Origin of the sequence: Brevibacillus sp. HB1.1, assembly GCF_013332445.1 — a bacterium.
GTDB classification, from domain to species: domain Bacteria; phylum Bacillota; class Bacilli; order Brevibacillales; family Brevibacillaceae; genus Brevibacillus; species Brevibacillus porteri.
In genome coordinates, this window is record NZ_JABMIV010000001.1 from 316,588 (window position 1) to 341,490 (window position 24,903).

A 24,903-nucleotide genomic window follows, 5' to 3' on the forward strand; every position below is an offset into this window, starting at 1 on the left:
GTCAATTCACTAGACAATATATTCAACTTCGGTAACTCTTTTCGTTTCTCCATCGTTTTTAGCAACCTACCGTTAAACTCATGGGCAAGCAATAAAGCGGATAGTCAAGTCCAGTCCTCGGTTTCAGCTAGCTCTATACTGTCGCCATACTCTTTGAATTCAGCTATGTTATAACCACTCCAGACATCAGAGAGACTATGGATGAAGCTTTTTTGAGACTTGGAGTAGTAGCACCAGACAAACAACTCAGGGAGCGAAGAATCGTTCGGAAGCAGTCTCAATCCAAACAATTCAGGTTTTTTTCTGGACTAGCGATCTTGAATAATTCTGCATGTATCCGCATGGTGTACAGATCAAATTCAACTACTGGTGTTTGAACAGTCATCTTTTCCCCGCTTTTTCAAACGTAATGTTTTGTTAAAAACTCTCTTTATCCCCAATCCCCAGTAGTATTCCAACTACAGAAGCAACATTTTGACTTAACCCTTCTCTGACCTGGTCTTGAAACAATTTTCTGCATCCTTATTAAGTGAAAGATTCGTGATAATATGCTTATTAAATCTTTAACGATGACAACCAGGAGGTTTGATTTTCAAATGGCTGAAAAAAAGAACAAGAGTATCATGCTTGACATCGCTCCGCTAAGAGCAGAGGATCGCAAGCGTTGGGACGTATTGGCTCGAAGCTACAAAGCATTTTACGAGACAGAGCTCCCAGATTCCACATACGACGAGATCTGGAACCGACTGCTCATTGGCGATAGAATATTCGGTTTCGGTGCGCATCTTCATGGAAACTTGATCGGTATCACCCACTTCGTTTTTCAGCCTACGGTCTGGAAAGAAGATGTGTGCTACCTGCAAGACCTCTTCGTTGACGAAACTGCTCGCGGACATGGGGTGGCCCGCGCCCTTATAGAACGGGTCGCTCAAGCTGCTCGAGAACAAAAAGCTTCTGCACTGTATTGGCAAACCCGCCAGGACAATTTCACTGCTCGTGCTCTTTATGACAAAATTGCTCATCATAAAGGCTTCATTCGCTACGACTATACACTTGAATAGAAGTGGAGGCCGGTATCTATTGCGTACGGGATACCGGCATTTTTTCAAGCTTGCCTACTGATCCCATTTAACAAATTGAGTGTTGAGTAACCAAAAATTCCCATTTTTCGTAATTCCCATCGAAAGGAGCACTCTCATATGACAATCATATTGATCCTTTTTATTGGATGGATTCTAATCCTGAATGCAGAGTCTCTCCAAGCTAGATGGATATACGTATTTTTATAACGTTCAATCAATTGCAAAGCTGGCTGTTGTTCTATTTGCACCCTTTTCAATCTATCCGTTACCGTCAATACCGATCAGTACTTTACTCCATTGATCAGGCATCCTGTTGTTGGGTGCTTTTGATATGTCGATGCTGTGCTTCCATCCGGTTCTGTCAGATGTTTTTCCACCCCTCGCCATCCAGCACCGAACCAAAAACATCCTTGCCCTTTCAAGCTCGTCCACCTCTTCCTCTACGTGGTAGGAGTTGTAGTATTCTTTACGACTATAGGGGGTCCATTTAGCCTTGTTTGCTAAATCATCGGGATGATCACGGATAATTGATCGTTTCAAGTGCGGATGATTCTTTGTTGAGTAATATTGCTCCGGATCCAAAGTATGGTTCCAAATATGTGGTATGTTCTGGCATATGCTCGATTATCCAGTCGGCCAAGCTCCATTTGCTGACGGGGTAGTGCAAAATCCTTGGTACTTTCACCGCTCTCTCTCCCCTCATTTATCAATTCGTTTGTTGTGTTTACTAAGTTCAGAACATATTCCCAGAAGCATCGCGTATGGTAAAATATCTCAAATGGTAGACTGTCTGATTATGAGGGGGAATACTCTATTAAGCCGTTTACAAAGGAAGTAAAAAAGGTGGTAGTTGATGGTTCATTATTTCATTGTGTTATTGACCAAACATTTAACCGCGATAACATTAGATTTACTATCTATCCAGCAAGAACTAAAACATCATACGTCTTAATCTCATTTTCTTGGGCGATAAGTTGGTATGCCAATTTTTGTACGCCAGGTACATGCGCTAAAATAGTAAAGCATGCTCTACAAAATGGTTGGGATTACAAGAATGAAAAACGCGTACTGACAATAGAAAATGGAGACTTTCTCGTAGAAAAATTAGGCTTGGAAGTATAAGAAACTACCCTATACTTTCCCCGTCGATCAAGGACGGGTTTCTTTCCATTTTTACCGATGTGTTAAAGTCTGCCACTCTGGATGTACTCCACGAGTTTCTTTGACTCAGGATCATTTGACACTTTCAGTAACTCGAGCATTTCGGGTGCCTTTAGGATAGTTCGAAATGTTTGGTCCGGTGTATCCATGTATACTGTTGCGATCCATCTGTCATCTTCGCCAAACACGTTTAGAGCTGTTCGTCCGCTTCTGCCGGCTGTCCATTTCATTCCGCTAACCTCCCTAACTAATTGTGATAAAACTATTCCCAGTCGTACGTTGTTTTTTCTTTGTCCTCTACATGAATGACTTGCCGTTATTACCAAAGCCTATCGGCTCTAATTACTGCTCACCAGTTTGAACACTTTTATTATCCAAATATTGTAAAAAGCAATGATTAATCTGTATAATGGTAATTGTATTTCAAATAAAGAATAGGGAGTGTTGTAAATTGGATTTTGGTAAAGTCAGGAAAATCATTACAGTTCCTCTGTTATCAATGGGACTAATCCTCTCTGGGGCTGCTTCCGCATCAGCAGAGAAAGCTCCAGTATTAAACCAACAGAATGTTCCAGCTACGAACCTTTCTAACTTTTCATACTCTATTCCAAATGCAAACTATGTTTATAGCCCAGTCTTTAATCTAAATGCAGGAAAAGCATATCTATTAGTTGATAACCAGGTTGCACATGATGACAATTATTCCTCAGATGTTAGATACCAGCTTCGCAAATTAAACAACGATGGTACTATTACAATTGTAGGGAAAGTAAATGTGACACAATCTACTTTTTCCCCAAGACTTTACGAGATTGTAGATATTCCAAGCACCGGTTCGTATTACGTGTACGTTAAAAATGACACTAAAGACCCGAATCGTAATATAATTGGGGTATCTGGTCAAATCAGCGTTTACTCCCAATAATAGTAACTTTCGCTCTACGCTTTTTCATAAGTGTAGAGCTTTTTCTATTAAGAGATCTTACTTATTACACATCCTGTTAAATTGAACTACTTCCAAATCGCAACACGCATTCTTCCTAAAAATGCTTAACTCCTCTGATAAGTCCATAACTCTCTGCCAATTTTCGTTTGCTTCGTCTCTTTAATGAGTGCGTCATCATCCATTAGACTTTTTATTCTGCATATAAAAAGCTCTTTATCTGAGTCATTCATCAAATTAAGCCCCTCCTTATCTCCCTGAGCAATTTGTAAATAAATAAATTTCGTGATACATTTTTTGTAAAATACTGTATATAGGTGTGTATTATGAAAAAAATAACTTTGCACAAAATAGTTTCAATTGTAATCTGCTTGAGTGGTCTTTATTTAATGATAACTGCTCGATAGTCGCCCATATTTTTGGGCTTCTTTTCATTTTTACCGATTTGTTAAGTATCCTTTCTTCCGCAAGCACTTTACATTTGCTATACTATGTTTGGAGGTGAACAGCATGATTACGTCCAACGATAATCAAGCTTTTAATAGTGCAATTAGTCACATGAACAATATTGAAGGCCTTCCAAGCAAACAAGCCGATTTAACTAGCATGCCAGCACCAATAAGATGGTTTGCCTACGTTGCTTTTGGCGGTATGGCTATCGGTGGAATCGTTTTATTCATCTTCGCATTGTTGAACCAATAACTTGCCTGTACGCTGTACAGGCTTTTTTTATTGCGCCCTCTTGACCAAATAACTAATATGTTAATTTGATTAACTGACAACAGAACGGTACCAATAAATGTTGGTACTTACTTGTTTTTATTAAATAGCATCTAATACTTGTAAATGGTGAATGAGGTGAGTATTTATGAGGAAAATCATCATATTTTTAACCATATCGCTAGTTCCATTTACATATCTGGGGATGCTTATGGACTGGCAGACTAAGACCATCTACGGTTATTTTCTCGTACTTTCCTTTGTCACAATTCTAGCGTTTCTCCAACGTTCCTTACTCACCTTACTAGTCTCAAATCTACTTTCAACTATTTGGAGCTATTGGCTAGCTTCAGCTAAACTACTTGATTATCAATATTTCTTTAAGCCATTTAGCGTCAGGGGACTCGTAATTATTTCCGCTGTCTTATGGCTTGCTCCTCAATTACTAGCCTTCTGTTTTAACGATAAATCTCGAAGACGAAAGTAATCTTCCTCCTTACACAATTTGTAAATACATCCTCCCAAATTTATTATTTAAATGAGGTGATAATATGGATGCTTTTATTCTTTTAGTTAATTCACTCTTTGCCATTTGTTTTTTTGTGAACTTTACAACGATTATTAGGAAAATTGTAAAAGGCGAAGATTATAAACTTAGGCTTTTGCTTGGTTCTGTCATACTTGTATGGTTTGTTTATTATTACACTGCCCTTATGGCTTCTTAGTCATTTAACAAATGAAGGTATTCTCAGAGCTTGAAATGTCTCTCGGAACCAAGGGGAGTACAAGTATTCACTCATTTTTACTTCACCCTTAAATCAGACAGACCTTGCTCACGTGGTCTTAGAAGCATTGCTTACAACATGTAAGCTTGGTCGAAATTGGTCCGTAACTGGTCCACGCCTCGGAGCACAGGATATTTGGCATTTTGACGGAATCTGCATAAAACCAACTTTTATTGGGGTGGATTGGGTTATTTTCACTGTACGAAACGATTGATGGCTCTTTAACATATTTGAGCTTGTGTACCCGTCTTTTTTGTCCCAACCTCTCGCGATACGCTCCTAGAAAAAGGAATGTTGTCGCCATATAGAGAGATCGTTTTATTACATCGTTTCTTGGAGTGAGGCAAACGCACTGGTTAGGGTCTTATCAGAACGCTTTATTCCGTTTGCACTTGTTCAGTCGAAGCAGATCCCGCACGCCAAGGCTACATTCCATGAGTCTCCAGTACCTCCTTGGCTTCGGAACACAATATGGTGTCCCTCCAATGTCCAGACCTGGAACGAATCTTTCCCACACACAATACATCGCCCATTTGTCCCGCTCCCATACTTCCGCTAGTACTTTTGAGTATGTATCCCTAGACGTGTTGGACAAGCTCTGTAATCACCTAGACTGCCGTATTGAAGACATCATCGAACATGTTCCTGACAACAAATAAAACACACCCAACCGGATGCGCTTTTTTTGAATTCGAATAAGGAAGTTGATTTTGTGGCGAATTTGAAAAAAGCTTATGGATAGAAAAACCCCTCGCACTTACAGGCACAAGGGGTTTGCTTATTAGTAAGCAGTCATGTATTGCTCGCGCTCCCAATCGTGAACGCGTGTGCGGAACATATCCTTGGCTTTCAATCGGTTTTAATACCGTCTAGAAACCGCATAAAATCAACAATTTCACCTACTGTTGTTTCAAATGACATCAAAGCCTTTCAAATTTTCGTGGGCAAAAAGTGGGCAACTAAGTGGGCAAAATTCGAAAGAACTATTCTTTTTAAAAAAAGCGCACCCGTGAGGCATCAAACTCCTGGGTGCGCTTTGCTATATGGAATAATTTCTTTCCTTCATGCTTGTTTGTAAACAGGATCGCGAACCCCTCCAGCTTCCATCCAATCATTTAATTTACTGAGTTGAAACCGAAGTGCTGGTTTTCGTGAACTTAATGATCCGAGTCGAGATGCTGGTAATGTACCTTCACGTACCATAATGTAGATCGTGTAAGAAGAAATATTCAGGTATTTGGCTGCTTCATTAACAGTTAACCACTTTTCAATCGTAAGCTCGCCTCTCGTCTCCATCCTTTCTAGTAATCTCGGTATCAACATCTTTACCAGCCTATCATCCTCTAATAGTTGCTGAACTATTACTTCGAGAATATCTACGGATTTGTTCAATTATATTCACCTTTTAAAATTATTTAACTGACCTTATCCGCAGTTTAGACAAGGGATCTAAAGATTATTCAAGCCCCCATTCGCGAAAAAATGAACAATCCCATTTTTAATGGTCGGGTCCAGCTCTCCGGCATAAAAATTACCATTTATATATGTTAATTGTAAATATATGTTATAATAATTCCGCATTGAAAATTGCGTTAAATATACTGGAGGGAAAAAAATGAATTTTAAGAAGCTTTCTATCGCAACTGTCTTACTTAGCAGTTTAGTAGTATCTGGAGCTGGTTCTGCCTTCGCAGTATCTCAAAGTGAGCCTATTAAAATAGGTAACCTGAAGATTGTTGAACGTGTATATGAAAACCCAGTAGAGTATGATTTTACAACAGCCCTTACAAAGAATGATTCATCTAAGATTGCTCCCATGGGCAATGATATGACTGGCAAAGTGTATGAAATGTCTAAGAAGGACCTATACAAATCAAAATCTTATGAAGCTGATATTGAGAACGATAGTAGCGAAAACGATACCTTTTCAAGGAAGGTTACAAGAAAAACATTTCTAACCGGAAAAATAGGTGTGGAAGCCGAAACGAAAGTCAACTGGAGGATAATAGAGGGGAAAGTAGGAATTAATGCAGAAGTTTCATTTGGAGATGAAGACATTGTAGAAACAACTCACAGTTGGGTCATACCAAAGCGTACTATTACAACCGTTGAATACGGATCAAAAGCCGTAAAAACAACTGGAAGCTTAAACGAATATTTTCAAGGCAGAGTAGTAGATTCTAACTACGTTAACGTCAAATACTCGTACAAAGAGTATTCTAGTAAAAAATCAAAAGATCTATGATCCGACCTCTCCATATACTTCTCCTTCTGTTCATAGTTCTTCTTAGTGGCTGTAGCGAGGCAGTAACAGTCCCTAAAGAGAAGTCATACGTAACTGTCTACGATTATTTCGAAGAAATTACAGGGGAGAATCTAAAAACATCCGTGCTTCAAATAACAAAAAACGGTAATTCGGCAGAACTCACGTTACGAATCTTAATTTCGGACGATTTAAGAGAAAAAATGATGCATACGGAAAAACCCATTTACTTTACGTTTGCAGATATGCCAGGCAACGAGACCATTAAAAATTTGCTTGCTGAGACTCCTTCACACGTTCAAATTGAGTTCAACAGTAAAGAGAATCGGTATACGATTTCGCAACAACTAAAGCTAAAAGAAAATTTGACGGAAGATGATGAACAGGCGCTATTGTCTCCTGCTAATTACCGATTTCAGGTCAGCAACGAAGAAAAGCTCTCTGTAGCTAGTTTCATGGGTTTAGAATATTCGCTACTTCCTGAAGATAATCAGAAGTAGCAAATAGCTGGTTACGAATTGTACCTCGTGGTCAAATAAAGTATTTGTTTCGTGTACCCGCAAATTCCGCATACGAATAGACAAAACCCGTCTCCTCAAAATAGGGACGGGTTTGCTATTTCTTGAATACATTCTGGCATGTCGTTTTTGGGACTGCCAACCATTGCTGGAACAGGGTAGGCTTTCATCTTTTCGTAATCATATGGTACTAGCAATGTTTGGAGCAAGTCAGAATCAAACTTCTCACGATCTAACCATATTCCCTCGTCTTCCTGTCTCAGTATCACAGGCATCCGGTCATGAATTGGCCCTACAATCTCGTTTGGGCGTGTTGTAATGATCGTACAGGTATGCAACTTCTCGCCTGCTGGATTCATCCAGGTATCAAACAAGCCCGCGAACGAGAAAGGGTCTCCGTTTTTCATCATGATTCGCATCGGTTGTTTGCCTGACTCGCGCTGCTGCCACTCATAAAATCCATCTGCTGGTACAATGCACCGTTTTCTCTCAAACAGCCGGCGAAACGCTGGCTTTTCAGTGAGCGTCTCAGCCCGCGCATTTATCATCTTGTACCCGCTCTTCTCATCCTGGGCCCAAGACGGAACTAATCCCCATTTTAACTGTCCGAGTCGACGCTTACCTTGATCGGAAATAATAGCAGGGATTAATTGACCCGGTGCGATATTGTATCGTGGCTGCATATCAAAAGGTATAACCTCAATTTGGAACCTTGCATTCCATAACTCAAGGTTGGTCACTAGCGTAAAGCGTCCGCACATACTATCACCTCTTAGAACAATCATAGCCGAATGACTACTTGGTATACCAGCTCTAAGCAGTCAGAATGAAATCAGCAAATATTGGTGATCGCAGCATGCTGCTATTCGTCTAGTTCCGCCTTAACCCTCATGCAGACTTAAACCGCTTTTGTATTCCTGCACTTTGGGTAACTACTGCATCCGTAAAATTCCCCTTTTGTTCCTTTTCTTAAAACCATTTGGCTACCACATTTTTCACAAAGCCTTTTTTCAGTTGGAAACTGAGTTATAACTTTTTTGGGATCTGGTTTTGCTGAAGGATTCATCTGGATTATCATTTCAATGAGTGCTTCGCGATTGATCAATTTTACCCCGTTAGAGGCAGCCAGCTTATAAGCAGCATCTGTGAAATCTTTATTAGTTACTACCCACGATCCCGATGCGCCGTAGTGTTTCATTGCCCCTACGACTTGCTGAACTGCATCGATCCCAACGTTTTTAGAGTAGCGCTTGGCTTGGACAACTGTTTTAGTGCCATTCTTTTGCAATATCAGATCAGCTCCGAAGTCTCCTGAGGCACGTGTTACTTCTGCTTTATAACCTTGAGACTTGAATAATAGCCCAAGGTATTGCTCGAATTGCAGGCCATCCAATTTGTCTATTTCACGTATTCCTGATTTCCTTAATCTCTCTTCTCTCTTTGCACTTTGAGCAATAGCAATCCAAAGAGCAGCACCCATTACAGCAGTAAAAGCAATTCCACCGATGATAATTGAATTTGTATAGTAATATGCCCCGCCAAATGCAATTAAAGAAAGTAATCCGACTAACTGGCTTATCGGGTCTTCTCCCTTTTTCCTTCTTCGTGCCAAAAGTAAAGTCCCCTTTCAAAAACAGTTCTTTCAGCATATTCATTTCCCTATTTTCCAAAAAATGAAACAATCATACACAAATGTACAAAACACAAAAAAGCCCGCCTTTCTAGGCGTGCTCTATGTCATCAAAAACGTATTATGACTACCAATCTATACATGGATCTTCGACATCTTGGATTAAAAATGCATAGAAATTATTTGCCGATATCAGAGGATCTAGCAACTTTTCTAATAGCTCAGTATCAATTTTTATTAAACTTAAATTTGTATCATTATATGAGTCTGTACCGATCGCTACTGTAAAAAGGTACTCATCGTAGTCTTCTTGCCTGTAATCAACAAAATCTATGTATTCTAATTGGTAATCTGACAAGATTTGAATGATCTTTTGTAGTAATCTTATCTGTACTCCCATGCCAAAGCTAAGAACTAATTTGGTCGGAGGTTCCGTTTCGTCGGAAGGTAATCCAAATCCCTTGAAGCTTGTAATACCTGCTCTGCTTAATGCGCTACTGATATCATAAAAATCTACCAATAACTCATTAATAAGTACCCTCGTTTTTGATAGGTCAAAATTATCAGTTTCAGAGGGATGTTTAAATAAATCAGTCTGGCCATATTCATTTTCAAGCATGAATATCTCTGTAATGATTTTCTTTTTATCATCGTCGATATCAATATCTTCGACAGTTCTTTCTTTTATGACATTATTTATACTAATTGCTTCTTCATAAGATGATTCACCAAGCTTTTGTGAATCAATGGGATTCTTGCTGAGTACCTTAGTAAGTTTCTCCAGAATTTTATATTCATACTGATGAATAATATCCATCATCTCGGGTGGCAGCATTTTTATGTTGTACTCAAAAAACGAGGTTTTAGACACATGAATAGTTACTGTTTCTTGAGATTGAATATCCTCAATTCTAGATTCAACTTGGTGAAAAGGATAAGTCCAGTAGAATTTCTGTGTAATTCTATCAACTACAACAAGGAATGTGGGTTCCTTTTGTTGTAACCAGTAGTTTATTGTCGTAACATTTATTATAACTGCAATATTTTTCTCGTCGATTATTACATCCTCTGTACCCTTACACTGGATATTGTAATGCATACCCACAGGAATAGAGCCACTCAAAAGTTCAGCTCGCATATCAATACCAAGATCTTTTTCAGTTGGGATAGGGACGACATTGGAGAACATTCCAAGGACACTAATAAGTAACTCAGATGCAGAGTATCCAATCTTAGTTGTATGAGGTACTTGTGGTAATTTTCGTTGCATACTTTATTACACCTGCCCCTTTTATTCTCCCTCACTCTACTCTACTTGCCCTAATCTAAGTTTAATATCATCCTTTTGTAAAAAACAGGAGAATCTTTGAAGACATACCTGGCATCCAATAACGACTTATCTACCTATTCTAGTAGCATCACCTATAACTGTACTAATGTCATGAACTTTTTGGTAATTAATTCGTCAGTCCAAAACGCTAAACTATCGGCCTGTTAAATTTAACTCCTATAGGCTAAATATGGCATACAATGTTACTATAATCTTAAAAAAACAATAGGAGCTGTAGTAATGGCGTATTTTACCTTTGATGTAGAAATTCGAACTGATGAAACAGGACCATCTGGAAACCCATTTATCATCTTTCATTTAGTCGCTAGTTTTATGGATCCGATTAGGGGAGAAGTCTTATATCCTATGACTGTGAAATATACTGACGGAATGATATTACATAATATGAATCAATTGAACAAAGATTTTCCTCATGTTCAATTTCGAAGAGATCTAATAACAAGTATGAAACAATTTGTTAAATCACAAGTAGAGTAAATATTAAAAAGGGGGCGACAGTTGAATAAAGGAGATATCACAACCGGCATTCTAAGGCATATTTTTTCCTAGAGATGATTCCCCAAAATCCAGCCCTAGTTGGTCTTTTTGGTGTAGTGCCCTTCGCATAAAGCCTATCCTCAATCCGCTCCTACAGCCGTTTGTGATCCATGTTAATCTACTGAATATCTTCATCGGTCAGTGTAGCACAAACCCCCGCCTAGATATTACGCCAGGCGGGGGGTTTGCTGCTGTATCCCTCGGTACATACTATGCACGCCCGTTCGCATGCTGCTTGGCACTGTAAAGAAAATCGTTAAGCCTCACCTGGCATTCGGCCTTTAGATGTACCACATTGTAGACGCACTCTTCCTGGCGACCACGAATGGTCACCATGACACGGTATAAAAAACCATCAGGTGACTGTTGCGAGTGTATCTTGCCCCCAATCCGCCCGAACTGGCTTCTGTATTCATGGTGCTGCCTCTCAGCCCACATAGAAATGGTATCCATCATTGGGCGGTATGACATTTTGAGCTGATCCTGATTAAGACTTTCTGCATCCATCGCTAGCGCCTTAAAAAGCATGCCATACAATATCGTTTCGTGTAGTATCTCTCGCCATTGGTCAGGTTGAATCATTGTCTAATACACCCGCTCAACCTGCAGCATTTTTTCAATGGGTACCCACCATACACCATCAACCCGAACAAGCTTGATCTTGTGCTCATCACGGTCGATGTCTTTGACTACTCACCATTCTCGACGGATGCGCTTATGAAACCAACTGACCACAATCGCAAAATCTCGGCTCACTGAGTCATAGATTACCACAAGCATTCCAGCCAGCGCGTCCGGATCAGCTGGTGGTAACGGAGTAATAGCCTTCTGGCAGCTACGATCAGATAACGTACTCATCTGTCGCCTCCCGTACCAGTCCAGCCTCTATCAAATCACGGAGAATGTCAGGGGCACATCCGGGGCTAACACCAGTATGGATTTTGCTTATTGCCTTGAGATGCTTTGGGTCATAACCGGAATAGCTTGGAGTCGGACATCAATTACTGTGTTTATTTTTTCCATCGCTCAATCACCTCAAACAAGAACGTTTGTTCTGTATTATATGTGAACAACATACGCACGTGCAATTATGATCTCGTAAGGCATTAGGCCTTTTAGTAAAATATGTAATGGCACACTATAGCATAGAAGGAGATAAAACTTATGAGCGCTGGTTTTGTTTATATTCTTATTAATAATTCAATGCACGGGCTGGTCAAAATTGGGCGTACCCAGATCAGCTCTCAAGAACGAGCAAAACAATTATCAAATTCTACCGGTGTTCCAGCGCCCTTTATAGTGGCTTACGACTTATATGCGCAGGATTGTGTTAAACTCGAACGAGAGCTGCATGAAAAACTATCTGATTTTAGAGTTAGTCAGAATCGAGAGTTTTTTCGCTATCCATTAAACGATGTAATCAAGTTACTACAAGATTTATCAAGTAATAGCACTTCTCAAAAAAACACGACATACGAAGCTGTTGAAATACTCGGGAATTTAAAAGAGAAATATAACGACTGGATTATTTCGGAAATTAGTTCAGTTAGAGTTTATCAAACTTATGGAAAAGTCTATTTAGAAATTACAAAGGATGATTACATCCGTTCTGATCTTGTCGATCAATACATAAAAAGAACAGATCTAGGATTTATTACAGCTGAATATGACGACCTGTTTTTTGATCCGGCTCTTCCTGTTACAACGAACGCAGATAGGTTCATTAATGAGTTCGATCCTTACTCAATCATTAACTGTATTGATGAATTATTTACCAAGGAAGCCATCAAAAAGATAGTTAACGAATTTGAAAAACATTAAAAAAAGCCCTCCCCCGGAATTGTTATTCCGAAGGAGGGCTTTCGCTTTACTTTGTCGCTTTTTCTGTTACTCGATCCAGCATCGTAAACATGAGCCAGGGCAATTCGTGTAGCACGCCCACCGGATCGTCAGTCAATCGTTGCTTCCATTTATCGGGTTCATTCAGCAGTCCCTTGGCCGCAAGACTGTCAATCGCCTTCAAGCCTGCTTCCCGTTCCCACTGTTCCAGCTTTAATTCTGGCTGTTCTTTATCCACAGAGTTGTCAGACTTATCAACATCGTACTCGTGTAGCTCGTACTTCTCGATCAGGCTGACCAGCTTTCCAGGGTAGTCAGGATCTGTCGCATAGCCACCTTTCCAAATAGCGTAGCATGCGGATTTGTAGTCAGCACCCAAGACTCCATGATAACGATTAGGCTTGTCTCTTGTGCCATTCAGGATCAACCTGGAGTGGTCAGCGATGGATTCAGCCCAACTGTTGTAGGCTCTAAAGTTGGATTCGATCATAATCCATTTCCCAGCCAAAAACTCTTTAGTTGGCATTGTTACATGTCCCGCTGTTCCTGTACCTTTGATGCCGAACAGATTGTTTGCCTTTTGTGTCAACCCGCTCTTTCCCCAATTGCTCTCCAGGATTGCCTGTGCAATGGTCAGCGAGGCTGGTACTCGAGTCATTTTCATATCTGCCACAGCTGCAGGTGCAATCTTTGCAATAAATTCTAGTTGGGTCATTACTGATCACCTTCCCGTTTTTGGAATGTCTGCTTCCAAAGCTGATGCCCCAGCGTTGCGATCCCGGCTGCCAAGATACCCTGAATCGTCGCTTGCACGCTAATGACTCCCATCACGCCCCAGGCTAGTCCAACCCCGATTCCTGTAAGTAGCCAAGGAATTAGCCAGTCAGCAATGTGCGGCGTTTTCTTGAGCGTTGCTCCAATCACCAGGAGCGCAACTACAACAATCAACGCTTCGTCCAATAGGTACTGGTTCGCTAATACCAACAGGTCTGTTTCTTTCATACTGTTCATCCACCTTTCAAAAATTAGTTCTCGTCATCGATACGATCAAGACGTTTGTGAGCTTGCTTGGCGGATTCTTCTACACGAGTTACACGATCGCTTAGCTCATCAATTCGTTTCCCTTGTGCTTTCTGTTCGAATCGGATGTCGTCTACCCCGCGCTTGATATACTCAACGTCTGCACGCTGTTGAGCGTCTGCACTTGCTCGACGTTCAACGTCCTGTCGGATTGATCTGGAACGACCTGCCCACCCAAGCAGAATTCCGCTAATTGCGGCTATCGCTGTAATGAAAGGTGTCCATGTTGCAAAGTCCATACCTGCACCCTCCTCACCCCCTGGGGGCAAAAGTAAAAGGAGCCGCTGTAGCAGCTCCCCATGAAAAAACGCCCTCTCCATTTTGGAAAAGGCGCTCTATGCGCTTTTTTGTGGTTGTGTCATGATCTCCGTTTTTTCTGGTTCCGTGATGTGTTTCTTGGTGACAGCGATTGTCAATTCAGCTGCTGTCCACGCTCCGTCTTCCCAGCGCATCAGACAATAGTTGTACAGTTTGCTTGTCATAAATATCCCCTCCATGTTTTGTTCTACTGTGCAAGTAAGATAGCGTCAAGCGCATCCTGAGTGGCTTTTAGTTTGGCTTCAAGTAGAGCGATTTTCTCGTCCTGCGTCATAGGTCGGTCTACGTACTCGTATACAAGTGTTTTTGCTTGGGTGTCGACCTTTAGGACGGCGTTCTTTTGCGGGATGTCATCCGGCGTGGGGATAGATCTGACTTTGATAAAATCACCATCATAAGTCATTTCCGCGAAAACATCGTCGTTGTAAGCGATTCTGTCAGTGTCCACGACTGTTTTGCCTGTTTCTTGCGTGTACAGTACATAAATCATAGTATCTTCACTCCTGTTCTGTATAAATAGATTTGATTACTACTCTGAAAAACGGCTGCTGCAATACCTTTTCTCGATACGACAGAATGTAAGTTTTGTGCTTGGTTGAAACTAGCGAGATGCGCTACGTTTGTCGATGCTAACATTCCGCCGTTTTTGTTTACAGGAAACACCGTAGGGAAATAAGAACCTACTGCGTATTTTATCAATCTAGTTCCGTTGCTATCTGCACTACCTCCGCTCCTCAATCCCGATGCTTGACTGACGAATGCATTGTTTTCTGTGTTTTGATAGGTGATGACTCCCGTAGTCAGGTCGACCGTACCAGCCCTCATTCTTGACGTGAGGATGTACAGTTTTCCATCCGTTTTATCACAATAGAGGTACGGGATGGCGTCACCTAAACCTGTCGACCACACTTTATTGCCTAACTTGTCATACTTATGCAGTTGGCTGCCTCCGACTCCGTAAAAATTATCGTTGCTATCAACTTCGAGTGTGGAATACACAGCCATCAGAAGGCTCACGGGATTGTAATTATCGAACTCAAAAGCCAATGTTTCTAAATTGAACTTTTGCATCCTGCACCCAGGGCCTTGGTTGTTCGACATAATGTGGTAGAAATACTTCCCTCGAACTGCGAATATACCCGAACCAAGCCTATTAGGTTGTTCTGGAAACAAATGGTTGTAAAGGATGTTTAACAAGGTATCCAAAACCATTAGCCTAGTGCGATTGAAACAAATGATTCTGTCTAATGACGGTACGTACTCCATGTAAATCTCTGTTGATACGCTCATGTCAGATGGTAGCGTAATAGAAGTGATCATAGAGCCTGTTTTGTTGTGCTTCCTCAACGTCCTCTGTTGATCGATGGTGTAAATATTCCCTGCGTTATCCATCGCCAAACCGCCGTCGAGAGAAGATGCGCCACTAGAAAAAGTGGTGATCATTTCCGACACAAATCCTGCACTTTCCAAAGGGATGAAGCTGTTTTTTTGAAATCCACCACTACCGATTCCGTGTGATGCTAGTAAATTAGCAATATTCATTACGTATCCTCCTTCCTATCCGAATGATGTGTAATCCCCATCCCCATCGTAAGCGAGTGGCATTATCACGGAAAGGGCCTCTGTCACTCCGTCATTCTTGTATCGCTTGATCGTCATCGATGGGTAGTTTCCGTTTGCGTCCGGCGTTCCGTTTAGGGTTGTTCTCATGAAAAGCGTTGTTCCGTCGATCCTAAAATGATCCACCTGACGAAACTTCCCGTTTGCGTCTTTAAGGCTGCGAACAGTCTTGTTGATTCCTAACATGTCGAAGTTCATAAATTGTATTGCCGCTATTCCTTCTTCGACACGAAGGATGAATCTATTCCCGTCTTCCGAAATTACGTCAAGGCGATCTGACTCGGCATTTATCGCCGTTCTTTGTCCGGTTGTTTCAGAAATTTTAGTTCCACTTGTAAAATTAAGTTCTTTTACTCCTGCCATGGACTTGTCATTCGCAAGTATTCTGCCGGAACCTTTGGGCACTAGAGATACATCGCCATTCTCCATTTCGTTGCCGATTGTTAGGGTGGTGTTTGCTTGGCTCGGGTATCCAAAATACCCAGAACGCTTAGTCGGTGCTTTTGAGTCAGAGTAAAACGCCATATACACATGGTCTACTTCGCCGGGCTTTAGGTTAAATAACTGCCCTCCGCCGTCCATATTAACGACTCCAGTGAATGTTTCTCCTGATTTTTTTGCATACTGCGTGTGCGGATCAGCTGATGACGTATGTGCATCCAACTTTGCTTGAGTACCTGCTGCCTCGCCCGTAATGCTGAAAGCTCCTTTACCTTGAGCATCAAGACGTGGGATTTTGCTTGCTCCACCTGCTGATACTTCCGATTGCTTAACAAACTGGGTGCTATCTATGACGGTGCGCCGATCAGTTGAAACAATAACATTGGTCGCATTTGTGGAGAAATACCACAGCAGGCATTTTGCTTGTGCTGCTGCCTGATCTGTCGTGCTCTTCACCTTCCCATCTATATCCAGGTAGATATATTGGCCTTGATTCGCATTCAACTGGATGGTTCCAGCAGATAAATCAAATTTGACACCAGACACATAAGCAGATCCCGCTGTATATGAGGCGGTTAGTCCGCTATGCGTGAAGGATAAGCCTGTGACTACGCCACTCCCGATCACGCTTTTTGCCAAGCTGTCGACCTGGCCCTGCAGCTTTGCCAATTGTTCCTGATCCACTAATCCGCCAGGCGTAATCGTAGCTGATATCTGACTGGCATTCCCGATGATTACGATAATGTCGAATTGATTGTTGATTGTCGTTGCCCCACCCTCTGGCGGCAAATAATCAGCAGCTGATGCTGTTGTGATAGCATAGAGGATTTCTCCCACATCAGGATCCTGCGCAAACATCCCAAGCTCCTTCACGTAAAAACCCTGTGTAATCCCCTTGTTCGTAATGCTTGATCGGATACGGCAAAGCCCGCCCTCCGCTTGGACACTGCTAATATCAAGCACCCTCAACGGATGAACCAGGTCTGCTAGATCCTCAAGCGACTGGCCTGATCCGATCTGACCGTCACCGATCTTCGCCTTTGTAAACTTGAGTAGAGCACCAGCTTCTGCTTTTGCTTGTAGTTCTCGACCTTTTTTCGTCAGTATCATTCCAGTAAACTGTGACAAGTCATCTCACCTCCGGGTAAATTGTTGTATTTGCCAATATCGATGTAACGCCGCCCATTGAAATGGTGCTGCTCACATCCTCCATTTTGAAAGCTACGGGGTGAATTTCTATCCGCTTGTACTCAGAAATAATCCCGCCAAAATAGAGATTGGCCTCGATGTTTCGTTTTATCGTTACATTCTCAAGCCAGGTACTTTTACGTTTGGTTGCATTAATAATACGAAATAATCGATCCAGGTCAGTTTCTTCCGTCATTGCCTGCTCTGTCTCCACACGGAAGTGGTACGGATCGCCACCATACTCGTACCACTCCGCCACCTTCGCTCCTGGGAAGATGATTGAAACCACTTGCTCCACTGCCCATGGCGTACCCTTACGTCTGTGCCACTGGGACGACTCCCTTACCAGTCCACGCTTCTGCTCTATGGTCAAGGACGTATCATAAAAATCAACATGCGACTCCCAAGCCAGTTCATCTACCTGCTCCGATGTGAGTTGATCGATATGGACATAGGGTGTCAGCAATTCAATCGCGCTCGTAATAGCTTGTAGTTCCTGATCCAGCGCAGCAGCTATGGCTGCCACGTTCGGATCGTTGCGGATGTTCTGCGGTATGATGTCAGCGAGCTTCACCTGTGTCAAATCAATCATCAACAAGCCCCCCAAATGTTATAGTCACGTTAGAGGCCACCGCGATTTCTTCCCAGGCTACAGCCGCAAAAGACGGACTCGCAACATCGACTCGATAGGCTCCAGCTGCCATCACTCGACGTATCAGCTCAGAAGGGTTTCGATCACGCCCAAGCTTGGATTTCTGCCATAAGACATACTGATCAGTTGCCTGCTGAACAGCTGCTTGGATGGCTGCAGCCTCGGTTGCACGATCCCTGCTGATCCAATAGGTGAAATTAACCATGTAATCCTGGGTTGTAGGCGTTACAACTGTCACATGATCCGTAAGTGGCCGGATATTTCTTGCATTGCATATGTCAGCCACCGCATTCAATAGGTCTGCCGTGGGGATCTCCCCTCCAGTTAGGAGTGGAATTATCTTAATCTCGCCAGCTGCTGGAGAATCGACAGCCACGTCTGTAATTAGAGGGCTCGCTGTTTTCGCCCAATATTGATAAGCCCCTTCAGGTCCTGCCACAGAAAAAGCCTCAGGAGCGTTGTAGATCCGCTCGCGATATGCGTCATCTGACTCTCGATCAGCGCCTCCTGTACTCTCGGTCATGTTCGACACCTTTTGAATAAAACCAATCGGGTCAACGATGGTGTCGATTTGTCCAGGCAAAAAGCCATTACCGTACATGCCTGGCTCCAAGCAGCTGCATAGTATATCAACGTGTGTCTGACCAGGTGCGATCTCCGCGTATTCAACCGTAGAAAAGTAGACTTTTTTGTCAGTAGGGCAAACCCTTGTCCCTTGGTTAATCGCCACTACAGATGGCCTGACAGCAGAAAGCTCGAACCTTACCGTGGTCTTTGCCGAAATAGCCTCCAGCCTTTCTGTTCGGGAATCGGCGCCCTTGTGATCCAGATAATCGCCGGTTGCATAGCGCAGGGAATTCTGCCTTCCAGTCTGATTAATCAGCACCCGCTGCTGTACAATGATTTGGGCTAGAGATAATAAAAAGAGGCGAACCGGATCTCCAGGAAACAACTTCCTATCCGTTAGCGCCTCATAAAGCTGAATCACATTATTTTCAGTTTTTTTGGGGTCATCATCAACAAATTTTATATCAGGTAAATTGTATAGACTCATGACAGCACCTCACTTTTCACTTTTCACTTTTCACCTGAAATTTCACCTGTGGAATAAGTTTACCTATTTCATGATTCTGATGATAAGTAACCGCTGTAACCGTGACACGTGGTTCGTACAAACGGATTGCTGCCATGATTTTTGCTGTGTATCTAGCTTCTACAACTGGAATAGGGCCATCTACTTCGGTAGTATCTATCCCAAATGCTCGATCTAAAGGAACACTACCTTGGGTAGTGGAGAAGATCGTCCTCATATTTTGTTTAATCTCCTCGATGCCTTTCGCTCCGAAATTGATTGGCTGCTGATCCAACATTACTGTATGTTCCATGCTTGTTTCTACCTCCTCATATACTCCTCAAGAGAGAGGCTTGCTGTACCCGCCAGTACGTTGCCCTTGCTGTCAATTCGTTCCCACTTTTGTTCGAGGGAGGTAATTACCCATTGATCCATACCAACTGCTTTGCCGCCTATGATCAGATCAAGTGATTTACCACTCCGCTCCAGCTCAAGCAGCTTGTTCATCTCATTACGTGGATTCACACCATAAAAAACATCGAACCTCATGGTGAAAGAGACCGTATCCAATCCGGGTCCGATCCACTGGCTGAGCGGCTTTCGTCCGAGCACATCATGCTTTGCCCAACGCCCCGCACTCTTACGTACAAACTCGTCAAGTGTACGGATGGTTTCAGCAGTTGCGACGAAAATGACATCTCCAAGAGATCCAATCATCCACCGTCACCGTCCGTTTTGAAGAAACCAAGACAAAAGCCAGTCTGCATGCCGTTTCCAAGAAATAAACAAAGAACCGATTCTCCAACCGAGAGTGTGACTCCGTTGAGAATCGGTAGATCGCCAGAGACTTGATTATCTTTATCCGGGAAAACAGCTCGCATCGTCCCTTTTTCTTGGTTCACGGATGATACCAACCCAACTCGGGATAAATTTCGCACATCCATTGTTACCACCCCAATACCTTCCTAACTTCTATATCTGTACGATAACCGCCGCTGCCAATGCTGTGCTTTGCGCTCACAACAATGTATTTCCCGTCGAAATCATGCCAACCGCGAACTATGATTGTAATCCCTGCAGCTATCCTCACATTACCGACTAATGAGAAGCTCCCTTTTCCAAATTCTTTGTTTTTCTCCCTCAAGCGTGTTTTTGCCAACTTCATCGCTTCCGCTTGTGACTTTACCTGTTCATTTACTTTCAGGACAGGGCCATCTTCTGGTGCGCCGGGTGGAACAAAGGTGTATTTGTAGGCTTTCTTCTTCTCTGCGTCGTAATAGTTAAACTCACATGCTCGATAGGCGGCATTGTTTGCACTCCAGCTGAATGAGAACGACAGGACTTTACCGTCACCTCGTCTAATCTCAAGCACTGGCGCCTGCTGCTCGTACTTTGCTTCATCGAACAGAACAATTTTCCCGCCAGAGATCTTCATCGCGGCTCCTTCTTTTTTAACCATTTCCTGTAGAAATGCAAGATCAGACTGTTCTGTTTGGTCGATCCGCTCAAATTTTGGATTGTCACCCACCTCATACAATAAGGACAGCTTAGCCTTTGCTGCTATTTCATTTGCGATACCTTTTAAGGTCATCTTCTCCCAAGCTTTGGTTCTTTTTTCACGTCGGATGTTGGAGCCGATCGGTACCGAAACAGCTTTAATTGACAATGTATCTGGTGGGCCAGAAAAATCAATCGAATCGACATCGAATGTCCCACAAGGAAGGGTTTCACTTGTTCCTGATCCATCCCAATTTATAACCCTTATTGCAGCTCTGATTTGGTCCCCTTGGTGCGGAATCCACTCGCCTTGCCAAAGCTGCTCCCTGTCCTCTATTGTTATCTGGAGATCGTCTGTAGTTCCTGGTGCATTGTCTCCGTATGTGAAATCAATAAGGTAATCAGCTATTTGAGTGGATACCTCAACATCCTCGTAAAACAGTGACAACTCAGTGCGACGAGCTTCCATGTTAACCCCCCCTCTTCCATGGCGGCAGCGTAGATGGAATTTGATCAGGAATAGTAGGGATTATCAGGCGTACATTGGCTGAAAAAACCACCGTTTTAATGTAGGCGGGATTGGCATTCATCAACAGTGACATGTGCGCTTCAGTACCGTATATCTTGAAGGAAATCGCGTCCCAAGTATCACCAAGAAGAGTCACATAATTATTCAAATGACACCCTCTCCTTTTGAGCAAAAATAGCAAGCAAGCGTTTTTCCAGATCGTCATTTCCACGTACCAGTGCGCGCTCTACTTGACCTCCTACGTCTCCACCGCCTTGCACAACTATTGAAGGGTTGTAATTAATTACAATACCAGACCCACCACCTGCTGATTGCTGCCCGCCGCCTCCAACACCCAGCATCCGGCCCGCTGATGTCCACAAGTCAAGCGATCTCTGCGAATTGTTGATCGGCACAATGACCTCTTTGTCGCCGCCTTCTCCGACCCAAGCCAGCTCTGGTCGACTGACGATTCCACCCTTTGCGTAGCCGCCAACATTTGGAATCTCCGCGATATTGAAACTGAATGTTTGGCCGCCCATACCAGGAACCCACTCAGGAACATCGATCTTCATCGAGTTGATTCCTTTGAGCGCCGTGTTGATCATATCGATTCCTGCGTTGATTGGTGCTGCAAGTGCAGCTCCTAATGTGTCAAAGATTCCTGTGAACACATTTTTGACACCCGTCCATGCAAGGCCCCAGTCACCTGTAAAAACGCCCGTAACAAAGTCGATAACGCCACTTAGCGTAGTAAGAAGTCCGCTGATTACACCGGATATAATGTTTATCGACGTCATAACCACTTGCTGAATCACTGGAAAGCCTGCCTGGAAAGCAGTAAACAAGCCGTCCAAAACAGGCTTGACGATTCCCCAAACGGCTGTAAACGCTCTTCCAAGCCCGTTAACGACAGCCTGAATCTGTGGCGAAAATCGTTGGATCGCAGATGAAATGGCCGGAAATACATCATCGGCAAGGAACTGAAATCCGCTTTGCAAGATTGGATAGAGCTTATTTCCGAAATAGGTGGCCACTGGAGCCACATACTTGATGACTGATTTTGCAGTATTGCCAATTATGCCAGCCAGACCAGCGAAAATGGGAAACGTGGCTTTTGTCGCGCTCCAGATACTCTTCATGAATCCGAGATATTTTGGGCCGACTTCTTTTGCAATCTGCATGATTGGTGCAAAAGCTTCACTCAAGTTCAGGCCTTGAACAAAGCTCACGACCTCATTTCCCACCGCGTCGAAATTTGCTTTCCATACCGGAGCCATGTCTTCTGCCCACCACAATGCATCTTGCAAAATAGGCAGCAACTTGCCGGACAACGGGGTAATCAAACCTGTTTCGATACGACGTCCGAGCCCAGAGAAGAATTCACCAAGCGAGTTGTACTTGATTTTGCTCATTTCATCCATGGAACCTTTGGTCATATCAAATGTCTGCTTGATGTTGCCATACGCCTTGATGACACGTTCTTCCAGGTCTTCTGCCTGTGTTCCAAACAGTGCGACAGACGCGGCATTTCGTTCAACAGGGTCTTTTACCTCATTAATAGCTTTCACTGTTTTGAGAAATGCCTCTTGCGCCACTTTACCGCCAGTGGCGAACTGTTTTGTCATTTCAGCACCATTCAATCCGATGGCTTTATAGGCATCTAGTGACGTTTTGGAACCATCTTTTGTACGGATACCAAATTCTTTTATGCCGTCACCGACCTTATCAAGATTGAAAGCCCCTGCTTCCAACCCCGCGCTAAAGATGTTGAACATATCATTTGCGGAAAACCCGAGTTTGCTAAAGTAGCCACTGTACTCGTTGGCGGTATCCAGTAATTCGCCAGACTTGTCTAATCCGTTTTGAGCGCCCTGTGCAAGCAAACTGTATGCTTCATCTGATGAGATTCCGAAGTTTTTCATCATCGTATCTGCGGCTTTCACTGACTCTTTCACATCAAACTCGAATACATCACGCATCAAAATCGCATTCCGTGTGGTGTTCTCAAGCTCAGCGCCTCCGAGCTTGGTAACCGACTTTACAGCAGATAAGCTTTTGGAAAGGTCGTCCCAGCTCTCACCGAGATTCATATTGTAGAGGTTGGTGGCAACCTCTTTCATTTCGCCCATTTGCTCAACCGTCGAACCAGTCGCCATCTGCATTTTGTTCATGGCTTTCGTGTACTCATCACTAGTGGACAAAGCTGAAAATACTCCAACAACAGCAGTGCCTACGGCAGTGACAACGCCTGCCATTTTGGCAAATTTACCAATCAGGCCGTCAACACCCCTGCTTGCCTCTATTGTTTCGTCAGGCATTGGGTCGAGGGTCGGTCCGCGTGTCCGTTCCAATTCCCGAAGCCGACGCTGCAACTCTTGGACATCTTCGGATGATCGTCGAAGATCATCGCGTAAAGGGCCCATTTGGTCGGTGAGGCGTATTCCCCGTATGGTCTGTAGGGCCCTTTCTACATCCCGCAGTTCGTTAGCTGCCTCACGTGCAGAGTCCCGAATTTGCTCGAATGTACTGCCTGAAATTCGAATATTACCGATTTCTCTCGCTCGTTGTTCAAGTCGGTTCATATCACTAAGAGCCTGTGTAAACGAACTAGAAAAGCTTGATTCTAATTTACCCGCGAGCTCAAATGCAATTTTGTAGACTTTTGACACTAGCCTCACCCACCTTTCTTGGGCTCCAACTCTTTAATAGCTTCAACCCAGTTTTTCAATTCCTTGATCGGCAAGCTCAGCCAGTATGGAACAGGTGTAGTGGTTGACATCGAAAAAGAGGCAACCGCTTGACGTAGCAGTTGCCTTCCATCCTTTTCAGCCAACCCTAGCCGAGCAAAAAATTCTGCACCAACATTGTCACTTTACTGAAATCTTTTGCTGGGAGCTTATGAATGAGCTCAACCGGGACTTTTGCCGCTCTGGCGGCTACCAGCGCTAGGTAAGGCTTCGATAGTTCTTTAACAAATACCAAATCTTTTGTAGATGCATTCAGCTGACGCTCACACGACATCAGATCTTCCCCTGTGATACTGTCCAGATCAAGATCCAACTCTGTGTACTCTTTTCCGTCAAATGAAAAAGGTCGACTGAGTTTGTACAACTTCTCATCGACCACGACTTCTTGCCTATTCTCTTTTTCCAACATTCTTGTTTCCTCCCTTAGTAGCCCAACTGGCTACGAACTTTTGCCAAGTAATCTACGCCGTCTATCACGCAGATGTAGTTGTATTTATCGATTTCCAACAACACTCTGTCGTTATGGGACAACTTCAGATAGATGACCTCAAACTCAGATGAGCTGTCAGTAGTCGCTCCAGGTTCAAACTTGCCGATATCGAACTTTTTGGGGATAGCGCGGACTGATACTTTCACGGCCACGCTGTCATATTTTCCGGAAGATTGATCGAATACCTGTTGTGCGCCCCAAAAGTCCAAAGCATGTGCCTGTGGAGCAGCCAACCGGATGGCATCTGCTTCGATTGTTCGCCAGTTCAGGGTTAGGCCCATCGATCCAAAGTTGCCGATCGTAGGGCTGTCCACTTCTCCAGCGATCCCTGCCCCCTTTACTGTCTCCGTCAGATATTCCAAGCTTGGCAGCGTCACATCAGCCGTACCTAAAAAGTCTTTACCATCTTTATATACCCGATAACTGATCAGCTTTTCAGAAACTTGTTTTGGCATTTT

36 protein-coding genes are annotated in these 24,903 nt (G+C 43.1%); 9 read left to right on the forward strand and 27 right to left on the reverse strand.

Translation table 11 applies throughout. The features are described 5' to 3' along the window. Positions 1 to 596: 596 nt before the first annotated feature. On the forward strand, positions 597 to 1,061 hold the full coding sequence (locus HPY27_RS01400; protein WP_017249214.1) for a GNAT family N-acetyltransferase: 465 nt from the start codon (positions 597 to 599) through the stop codon (positions 1,059 to 1,061). Positions 1,062 to 1,340: 279 nt separating this feature from the next. On the opposite strand, the gene HPY27_RS30515 is transcribed toward HPY27_RS01400, so the two are convergent. Both HPY27_RS30515 and HPY27_RS30520 read right to left on the reverse strand, forming a co-directional pair. After that, the gene (locus HPY27_RS30515) at positions 1,341 to 1,622 is read right to left on the reverse strand and encodes a hypothetical protein (protein ID WP_371736769.1); all 282 of its coding nucleotides are present in this window, start codon (positions 1,620 to 1,622) and stop codon (positions 1,341 to 1,343) included. Beyond that, positions 1,600 to 1,785: a DNA adenine methylase gene (locus tag HPY27_RS30520; RefSeq protein WP_371814297.1), complete on the reverse strand. Its 186-nt coding sequence runs from the start codon at positions 1,783 to 1,785 to the stop codon at positions 1,600 to 1,602. The genes HPY27_RS30515 and HPY27_RS30520 overlap by 23 nt, the downstream gene beginning before the upstream one ends. 140 nt (positions 1,786 to 1,925) lie before the next feature. On the opposite strand from HPY27_RS30520, the gene HPY27_RS01410 reads away from it, so the two are divergent. Continuing rightward, positions 1,926 to 2,204 carry a hypothetical protein gene (locus HPY27_RS01410; protein WP_017249215.1) on the forward strand — a complete coding sequence of 93 codons (279 nt, stop codon included), beginning with the start codon at positions 1,926 to 1,928 and terminating at the stop codon, positions 2,202 to 2,204. 62 nt (positions 2,205 to 2,266) lie between these two features. Here the strand turns inward: HPY27_RS01410 and HPY27_RS01415 are convergent, their stop codons facing one another. Beyond that, positions 2,267 to 2,473 carry a hypothetical protein gene (locus HPY27_RS01415; RefSeq protein WP_174224205.1) on the reverse strand — a complete coding sequence of 69 codons (207 nt, stop codon included), beginning with the start codon at positions 2,471 to 2,473 and terminating at the stop codon, positions 2,267 to 2,269. Positions 2,474 to 2,694: 221 nt separating this feature from the next. Between HPY27_RS01415 and HPY27_RS01420 the strand changes: the two genes are divergently transcribed. Together HPY27_RS01420 and HPY27_RS01425 are read left to right on the forward strand one after the other, a co-directional pair. Next, positions 2,695 to 3,168, forward strand: a complete 474-nt coding sequence (locus HPY27_RS01420) for a hypothetical protein (RefSeq protein ID WP_174224206.1) — start codon at positions 2,695 to 2,697, stop codon at positions 3,166 to 3,168. Positions 3,169 to 3,696: 528 nt separating this feature from the next. Continuing rightward, a complete protein-coding gene (locus HPY27_RS01425) occupies positions 3,697 to 3,888 on the forward strand; it encodes a hypothetical protein (RefSeq protein WP_174224207.1) in 192 nt (63 codons plus the stop codon). 1,199 nt (positions 3,889 to 5,087) lie between these two features. On the opposite strand, the gene HPY27_RS01430 is transcribed toward HPY27_RS01425, so the two are convergent. Next, positions 5,088 to 5,210: an HNH endonuclease gene (locus HPY27_RS01430; RefSeq protein ID WP_371814298.1), complete on the reverse strand. Its 123-nt coding sequence runs from the start codon at positions 5,208 to 5,210 to the stop codon at positions 5,088 to 5,090. Between HPY27_RS01430 and HPY27_RS01435 the strand changes: the two genes are divergently transcribed. Beyond that, the gene (locus tag HPY27_RS01435; RefSeq protein ID WP_082192269.1) at positions 5,177 to 5,350 is read left to right on the forward strand and encodes a helix-turn-helix domain-containing protein; all 174 of its coding nucleotides are present in this window, start codon (positions 5,177 to 5,179) and stop codon (positions 5,348 to 5,350) included. The two genes, HPY27_RS01430 and HPY27_RS01435, sit on opposite strands and share 34 nt — an antisense overlap. A 403-nt stretch (positions 5,351 to 5,753) precedes the next feature. On the opposite strand, the gene HPY27_RS01440 is transcribed toward HPY27_RS01435, so the two are convergent. Continuing rightward, positions 5,754 to 6,014 (reverse strand): helix-turn-helix domain-containing protein, encoded by a 261-nt coding sequence (locus HPY27_RS01440; protein ID WP_145958335.1) that lies wholly within the window; start codon positions 6,012 to 6,014, stop codon positions 5,754 to 5,756. Between the two features lie 292 nt (positions 6,015 to 6,306). On the opposite strand from HPY27_RS01440, the gene HPY27_RS01445 reads away from it, so the two are divergent. Together HPY27_RS01445 and HPY27_RS01450 are read left to right on the forward strand one after the other, a co-directional pair. Then, a complete protein-coding gene (locus tag HPY27_RS01445; RefSeq protein ID WP_174224208.1) occupies positions 6,307 to 6,936 on the forward strand; it encodes a hypothetical protein in 630 nt (209 codons plus the stop codon). A gap of 143 nt (positions 6,937 to 7,079) precedes the next feature. Next, positions 7,080 to 7,454, forward strand: coding sequence for a hypothetical protein (locus HPY27_RS01450; protein WP_238543318.1), 375 nt, complete (start codon positions 7,080 to 7,082; stop codon positions 7,452 to 7,454). 95 nt (positions 7,455 to 7,549) lie between these two features. On the opposite strand, the gene HPY27_RS01455 is transcribed toward HPY27_RS01450, so the two are convergent. From HPY27_RS01455 to HPY27_RS01465, 3 genes are all read right to left on the reverse strand, one after another. Next, positions 7,550 to 8,233: an SOS response-associated peptidase gene (locus HPY27_RS01455; RefSeq protein WP_174224209.1), complete on the reverse strand. Its 684-nt coding sequence runs from the start codon at positions 8,231 to 8,233 to the stop codon at positions 7,550 to 7,552. Positions 8,234 to 8,370: 137 nt separating this feature from the next. Then, on the reverse strand, positions 8,371 to 9,084 hold the full coding sequence (locus HPY27_RS01460) for a restriction endonuclease (RefSeq protein WP_174224210.1): 714 nt from the start codon (positions 9,082 to 9,084) through the stop codon (positions 8,371 to 8,373). A gap of 145 nt (positions 9,085 to 9,229) precedes the next feature. Further along, the gene (locus HPY27_RS01465) at positions 9,230 to 10,372 is read right to left on the reverse strand and encodes a DUF4365 domain-containing protein (protein WP_174224211.1); all 1,143 of its coding nucleotides are present in this window, start codon (positions 10,370 to 10,372) and stop codon (positions 9,230 to 9,232) included. Between the two features lie 300 nt (positions 10,373 to 10,672). On the opposite strand from HPY27_RS01465, the gene HPY27_RS01470 reads away from it, so the two are divergent. After that, positions 10,673 to 10,930, forward strand: a complete 258-nt coding sequence (locus HPY27_RS01470; RefSeq protein ID WP_174224212.1) for a hypothetical protein — start codon at positions 10,673 to 10,675, stop codon at positions 10,928 to 10,930. Between the two features lie 270 nt (positions 10,931 to 11,200). On the opposite strand, the gene HPY27_RS01475 is transcribed toward HPY27_RS01470, so the two are convergent. After that, entirely contained in the window at positions 11,201 to 11,572 is a 372-nt protein-coding gene (locus HPY27_RS01475; RefSeq protein ID WP_483296509.1) for a YhjD family protein, read from the reverse strand. A 111-nt stretch (positions 11,573 to 11,683) separates the two neighbouring features. Then, positions 11,684 to 11,848 (reverse strand): hypothetical protein, encoded by a 165-nt coding sequence (locus HPY27_RS30000; protein WP_254612803.1) that lies wholly within the window; start codon positions 11,846 to 11,848, stop codon positions 11,684 to 11,686. A gap of 306 nt (positions 11,849 to 12,154) precedes the next feature. Here HPY27_RS30000 and HPY27_RS01485 point away from each other — a divergent pair, with 306 nt between their 5' ends. After that, a complete protein-coding gene (locus HPY27_RS01485; protein ID WP_174224214.1) occupies positions 12,155 to 12,811 on the forward strand; it encodes a GIY-YIG nuclease family protein in 657 nt (218 codons plus the stop codon). 46 nt (positions 12,812 to 12,857) lie between these two features. Here the strand turns inward: HPY27_RS01485 and HPY27_RS01490 are convergent, their stop codons facing one another. The 17 genes from HPY27_RS01490 to HPY27_RS01570 form a co-directional block, all read right to left on the reverse strand. Further along, positions 12,858 to 13,544 (reverse strand): glycoside hydrolase family 73 protein, encoded by a 687-nt coding sequence (locus HPY27_RS01490; protein WP_174224215.1) that lies wholly within the window; start codon positions 13,542 to 13,544, stop codon positions 12,858 to 12,860. Then, complete coding sequence (locus tag HPY27_RS01495; protein WP_174224216.1) at positions 13,544 to 13,831, reverse strand: phage holin family protein; 288 nt, start codon at positions 13,829 to 13,831, stop codon at positions 13,544 to 13,546. Before HPY27_RS01495 ends, HPY27_RS01490 begins: the two co-directional genes overlap by 1 nt. Before the next feature lie 23 nt (positions 13,832 to 13,854). Continuing rightward, a complete protein-coding gene (locus tag HPY27_RS01500) occupies positions 13,855 to 14,148 on the reverse strand; it encodes a hypothetical protein (RefSeq protein ID WP_174224217.1) in 294 nt (97 codons plus the stop codon). A 96-nt stretch (positions 14,149 to 14,244) separates the two neighbouring features. Beyond that, positions 14,245 to 14,391 carry a hypothetical protein gene (locus HPY27_RS01505; protein WP_174224218.1) on the reverse strand — a complete coding sequence of 49 codons (147 nt, stop codon included), beginning with the start codon at positions 14,389 to 14,391 and terminating at the stop codon, positions 14,245 to 14,247. A gap of 23 nt (positions 14,392 to 14,414) precedes the next feature. Then, positions 14,415 to 14,717: a hypothetical protein gene (locus HPY27_RS01510; protein WP_174224219.1), complete on the reverse strand. Its 303-nt coding sequence runs from the start codon at positions 14,715 to 14,717 to the stop codon at positions 14,415 to 14,417. Beyond that, positions 14,714 to 15,769 carry a hypothetical protein gene (locus HPY27_RS01515; protein WP_174224220.1) on the reverse strand — a complete coding sequence of 352 codons (1,056 nt, stop codon included), beginning with the start codon at positions 15,767 to 15,769 and terminating at the stop codon, positions 14,714 to 14,716. The genes HPY27_RS01510 and HPY27_RS01515 overlap by 4 nt, the downstream gene beginning before the upstream one ends. A 15-nt stretch (positions 15,770 to 15,784) precedes the next feature. Then, positions 15,785 to 17,416, reverse strand: a complete 1,632-nt coding sequence (locus HPY27_RS01520; protein WP_174224221.1) for a hypothetical protein — start codon at positions 17,414 to 17,416, stop codon at positions 15,785 to 15,787. A gap of 1 nt (position 17,417) precedes the next feature. Next, positions 17,418 to 18,068 carry a phage tail protein gene (locus tag HPY27_RS01525; RefSeq protein ID WP_174224222.1) on the reverse strand — a complete coding sequence of 217 codons (651 nt, stop codon included), beginning with the start codon at positions 18,066 to 18,068 and terminating at the stop codon, positions 17,418 to 17,420. Then, positions 18,061 to 19,116, reverse strand: a complete 1,056-nt coding sequence (locus tag HPY27_RS01530) for a baseplate assembly protein (RefSeq protein WP_371814299.1) — start codon at positions 19,114 to 19,116, stop codon at positions 18,061 to 18,063. The genes HPY27_RS01525 and HPY27_RS01530 overlap by 8 nt, the downstream gene beginning before the upstream one ends. A gap of 82 nt (positions 19,117 to 19,198) precedes the next feature. Continuing rightward, on the reverse strand, positions 19,199 to 19,513 hold the full coding sequence (locus HPY27_RS01535; RefSeq protein ID WP_174224224.1) for a GPW/gp25 family protein: 315 nt from the start codon (positions 19,511 to 19,513) through the stop codon (positions 19,199 to 19,201). An 8-nt stretch (positions 19,514 to 19,521) separates the two neighbouring features. After that, complete coding sequence (locus HPY27_RS01540) at positions 19,522 to 19,917, reverse strand: phage tail protein (protein WP_174224225.1); 396 nt, start codon at positions 19,915 to 19,917, stop codon at positions 19,522 to 19,524. Continuing rightward, entirely contained in the window at positions 19,914 to 20,102 is a 189-nt protein-coding gene (locus HPY27_RS01545) for a hypothetical protein (RefSeq protein WP_174224226.1), read from the reverse strand. The genes HPY27_RS01540 and HPY27_RS01545 overlap by 4 nt, the downstream gene beginning before the upstream one ends. A gap of 44 nt (positions 20,103 to 20,146) precedes the next feature. Then, entirely contained in the window at positions 20,147 to 21,166 is a 1,020-nt protein-coding gene (locus tag HPY27_RS01550) for a phage late control D family protein (RefSeq protein ID WP_174224227.1), read from the reverse strand. A gap of 1 nt (position 21,167) precedes the next feature. After that, positions 21,168 to 21,374: a tail protein X gene (locus HPY27_RS01555; protein WP_174224228.1), complete on the reverse strand. Its 207-nt coding sequence runs from the start codon at positions 21,372 to 21,374 to the stop codon at positions 21,168 to 21,170. Next, positions 21,367 to 23,877, reverse strand: coding sequence for a phage tail tape measure protein (locus HPY27_RS01560; RefSeq protein ID WP_174224229.1), 2,511 nt, complete (start codon positions 23,875 to 23,877; stop codon positions 21,367 to 21,369). The genes HPY27_RS01555 and HPY27_RS01560 overlap by 8 nt, the downstream gene beginning before the upstream one ends. Before the next feature lie 166 nt (positions 23,878 to 24,043). Beyond that, positions 24,044 to 24,364 carry a phage tail assembly protein gene (locus HPY27_RS01565; protein WP_174224230.1) on the reverse strand — a complete coding sequence of 107 codons (321 nt, stop codon included), beginning with the start codon at positions 24,362 to 24,364 and terminating at the stop codon, positions 24,044 to 24,046. Between the two features lie 14 nt (positions 24,365 to 24,378). Continuing rightward, positions 24,379 to 24,900 (reverse strand): phage major tail tube protein, encoded by a 522-nt coding sequence (locus HPY27_RS01570; protein ID WP_174224231.1) that lies wholly within the window; start codon positions 24,898 to 24,900, stop codon positions 24,379 to 24,381. Positions 24,901 to 24,903 lie beyond the last annotated feature (3 nt).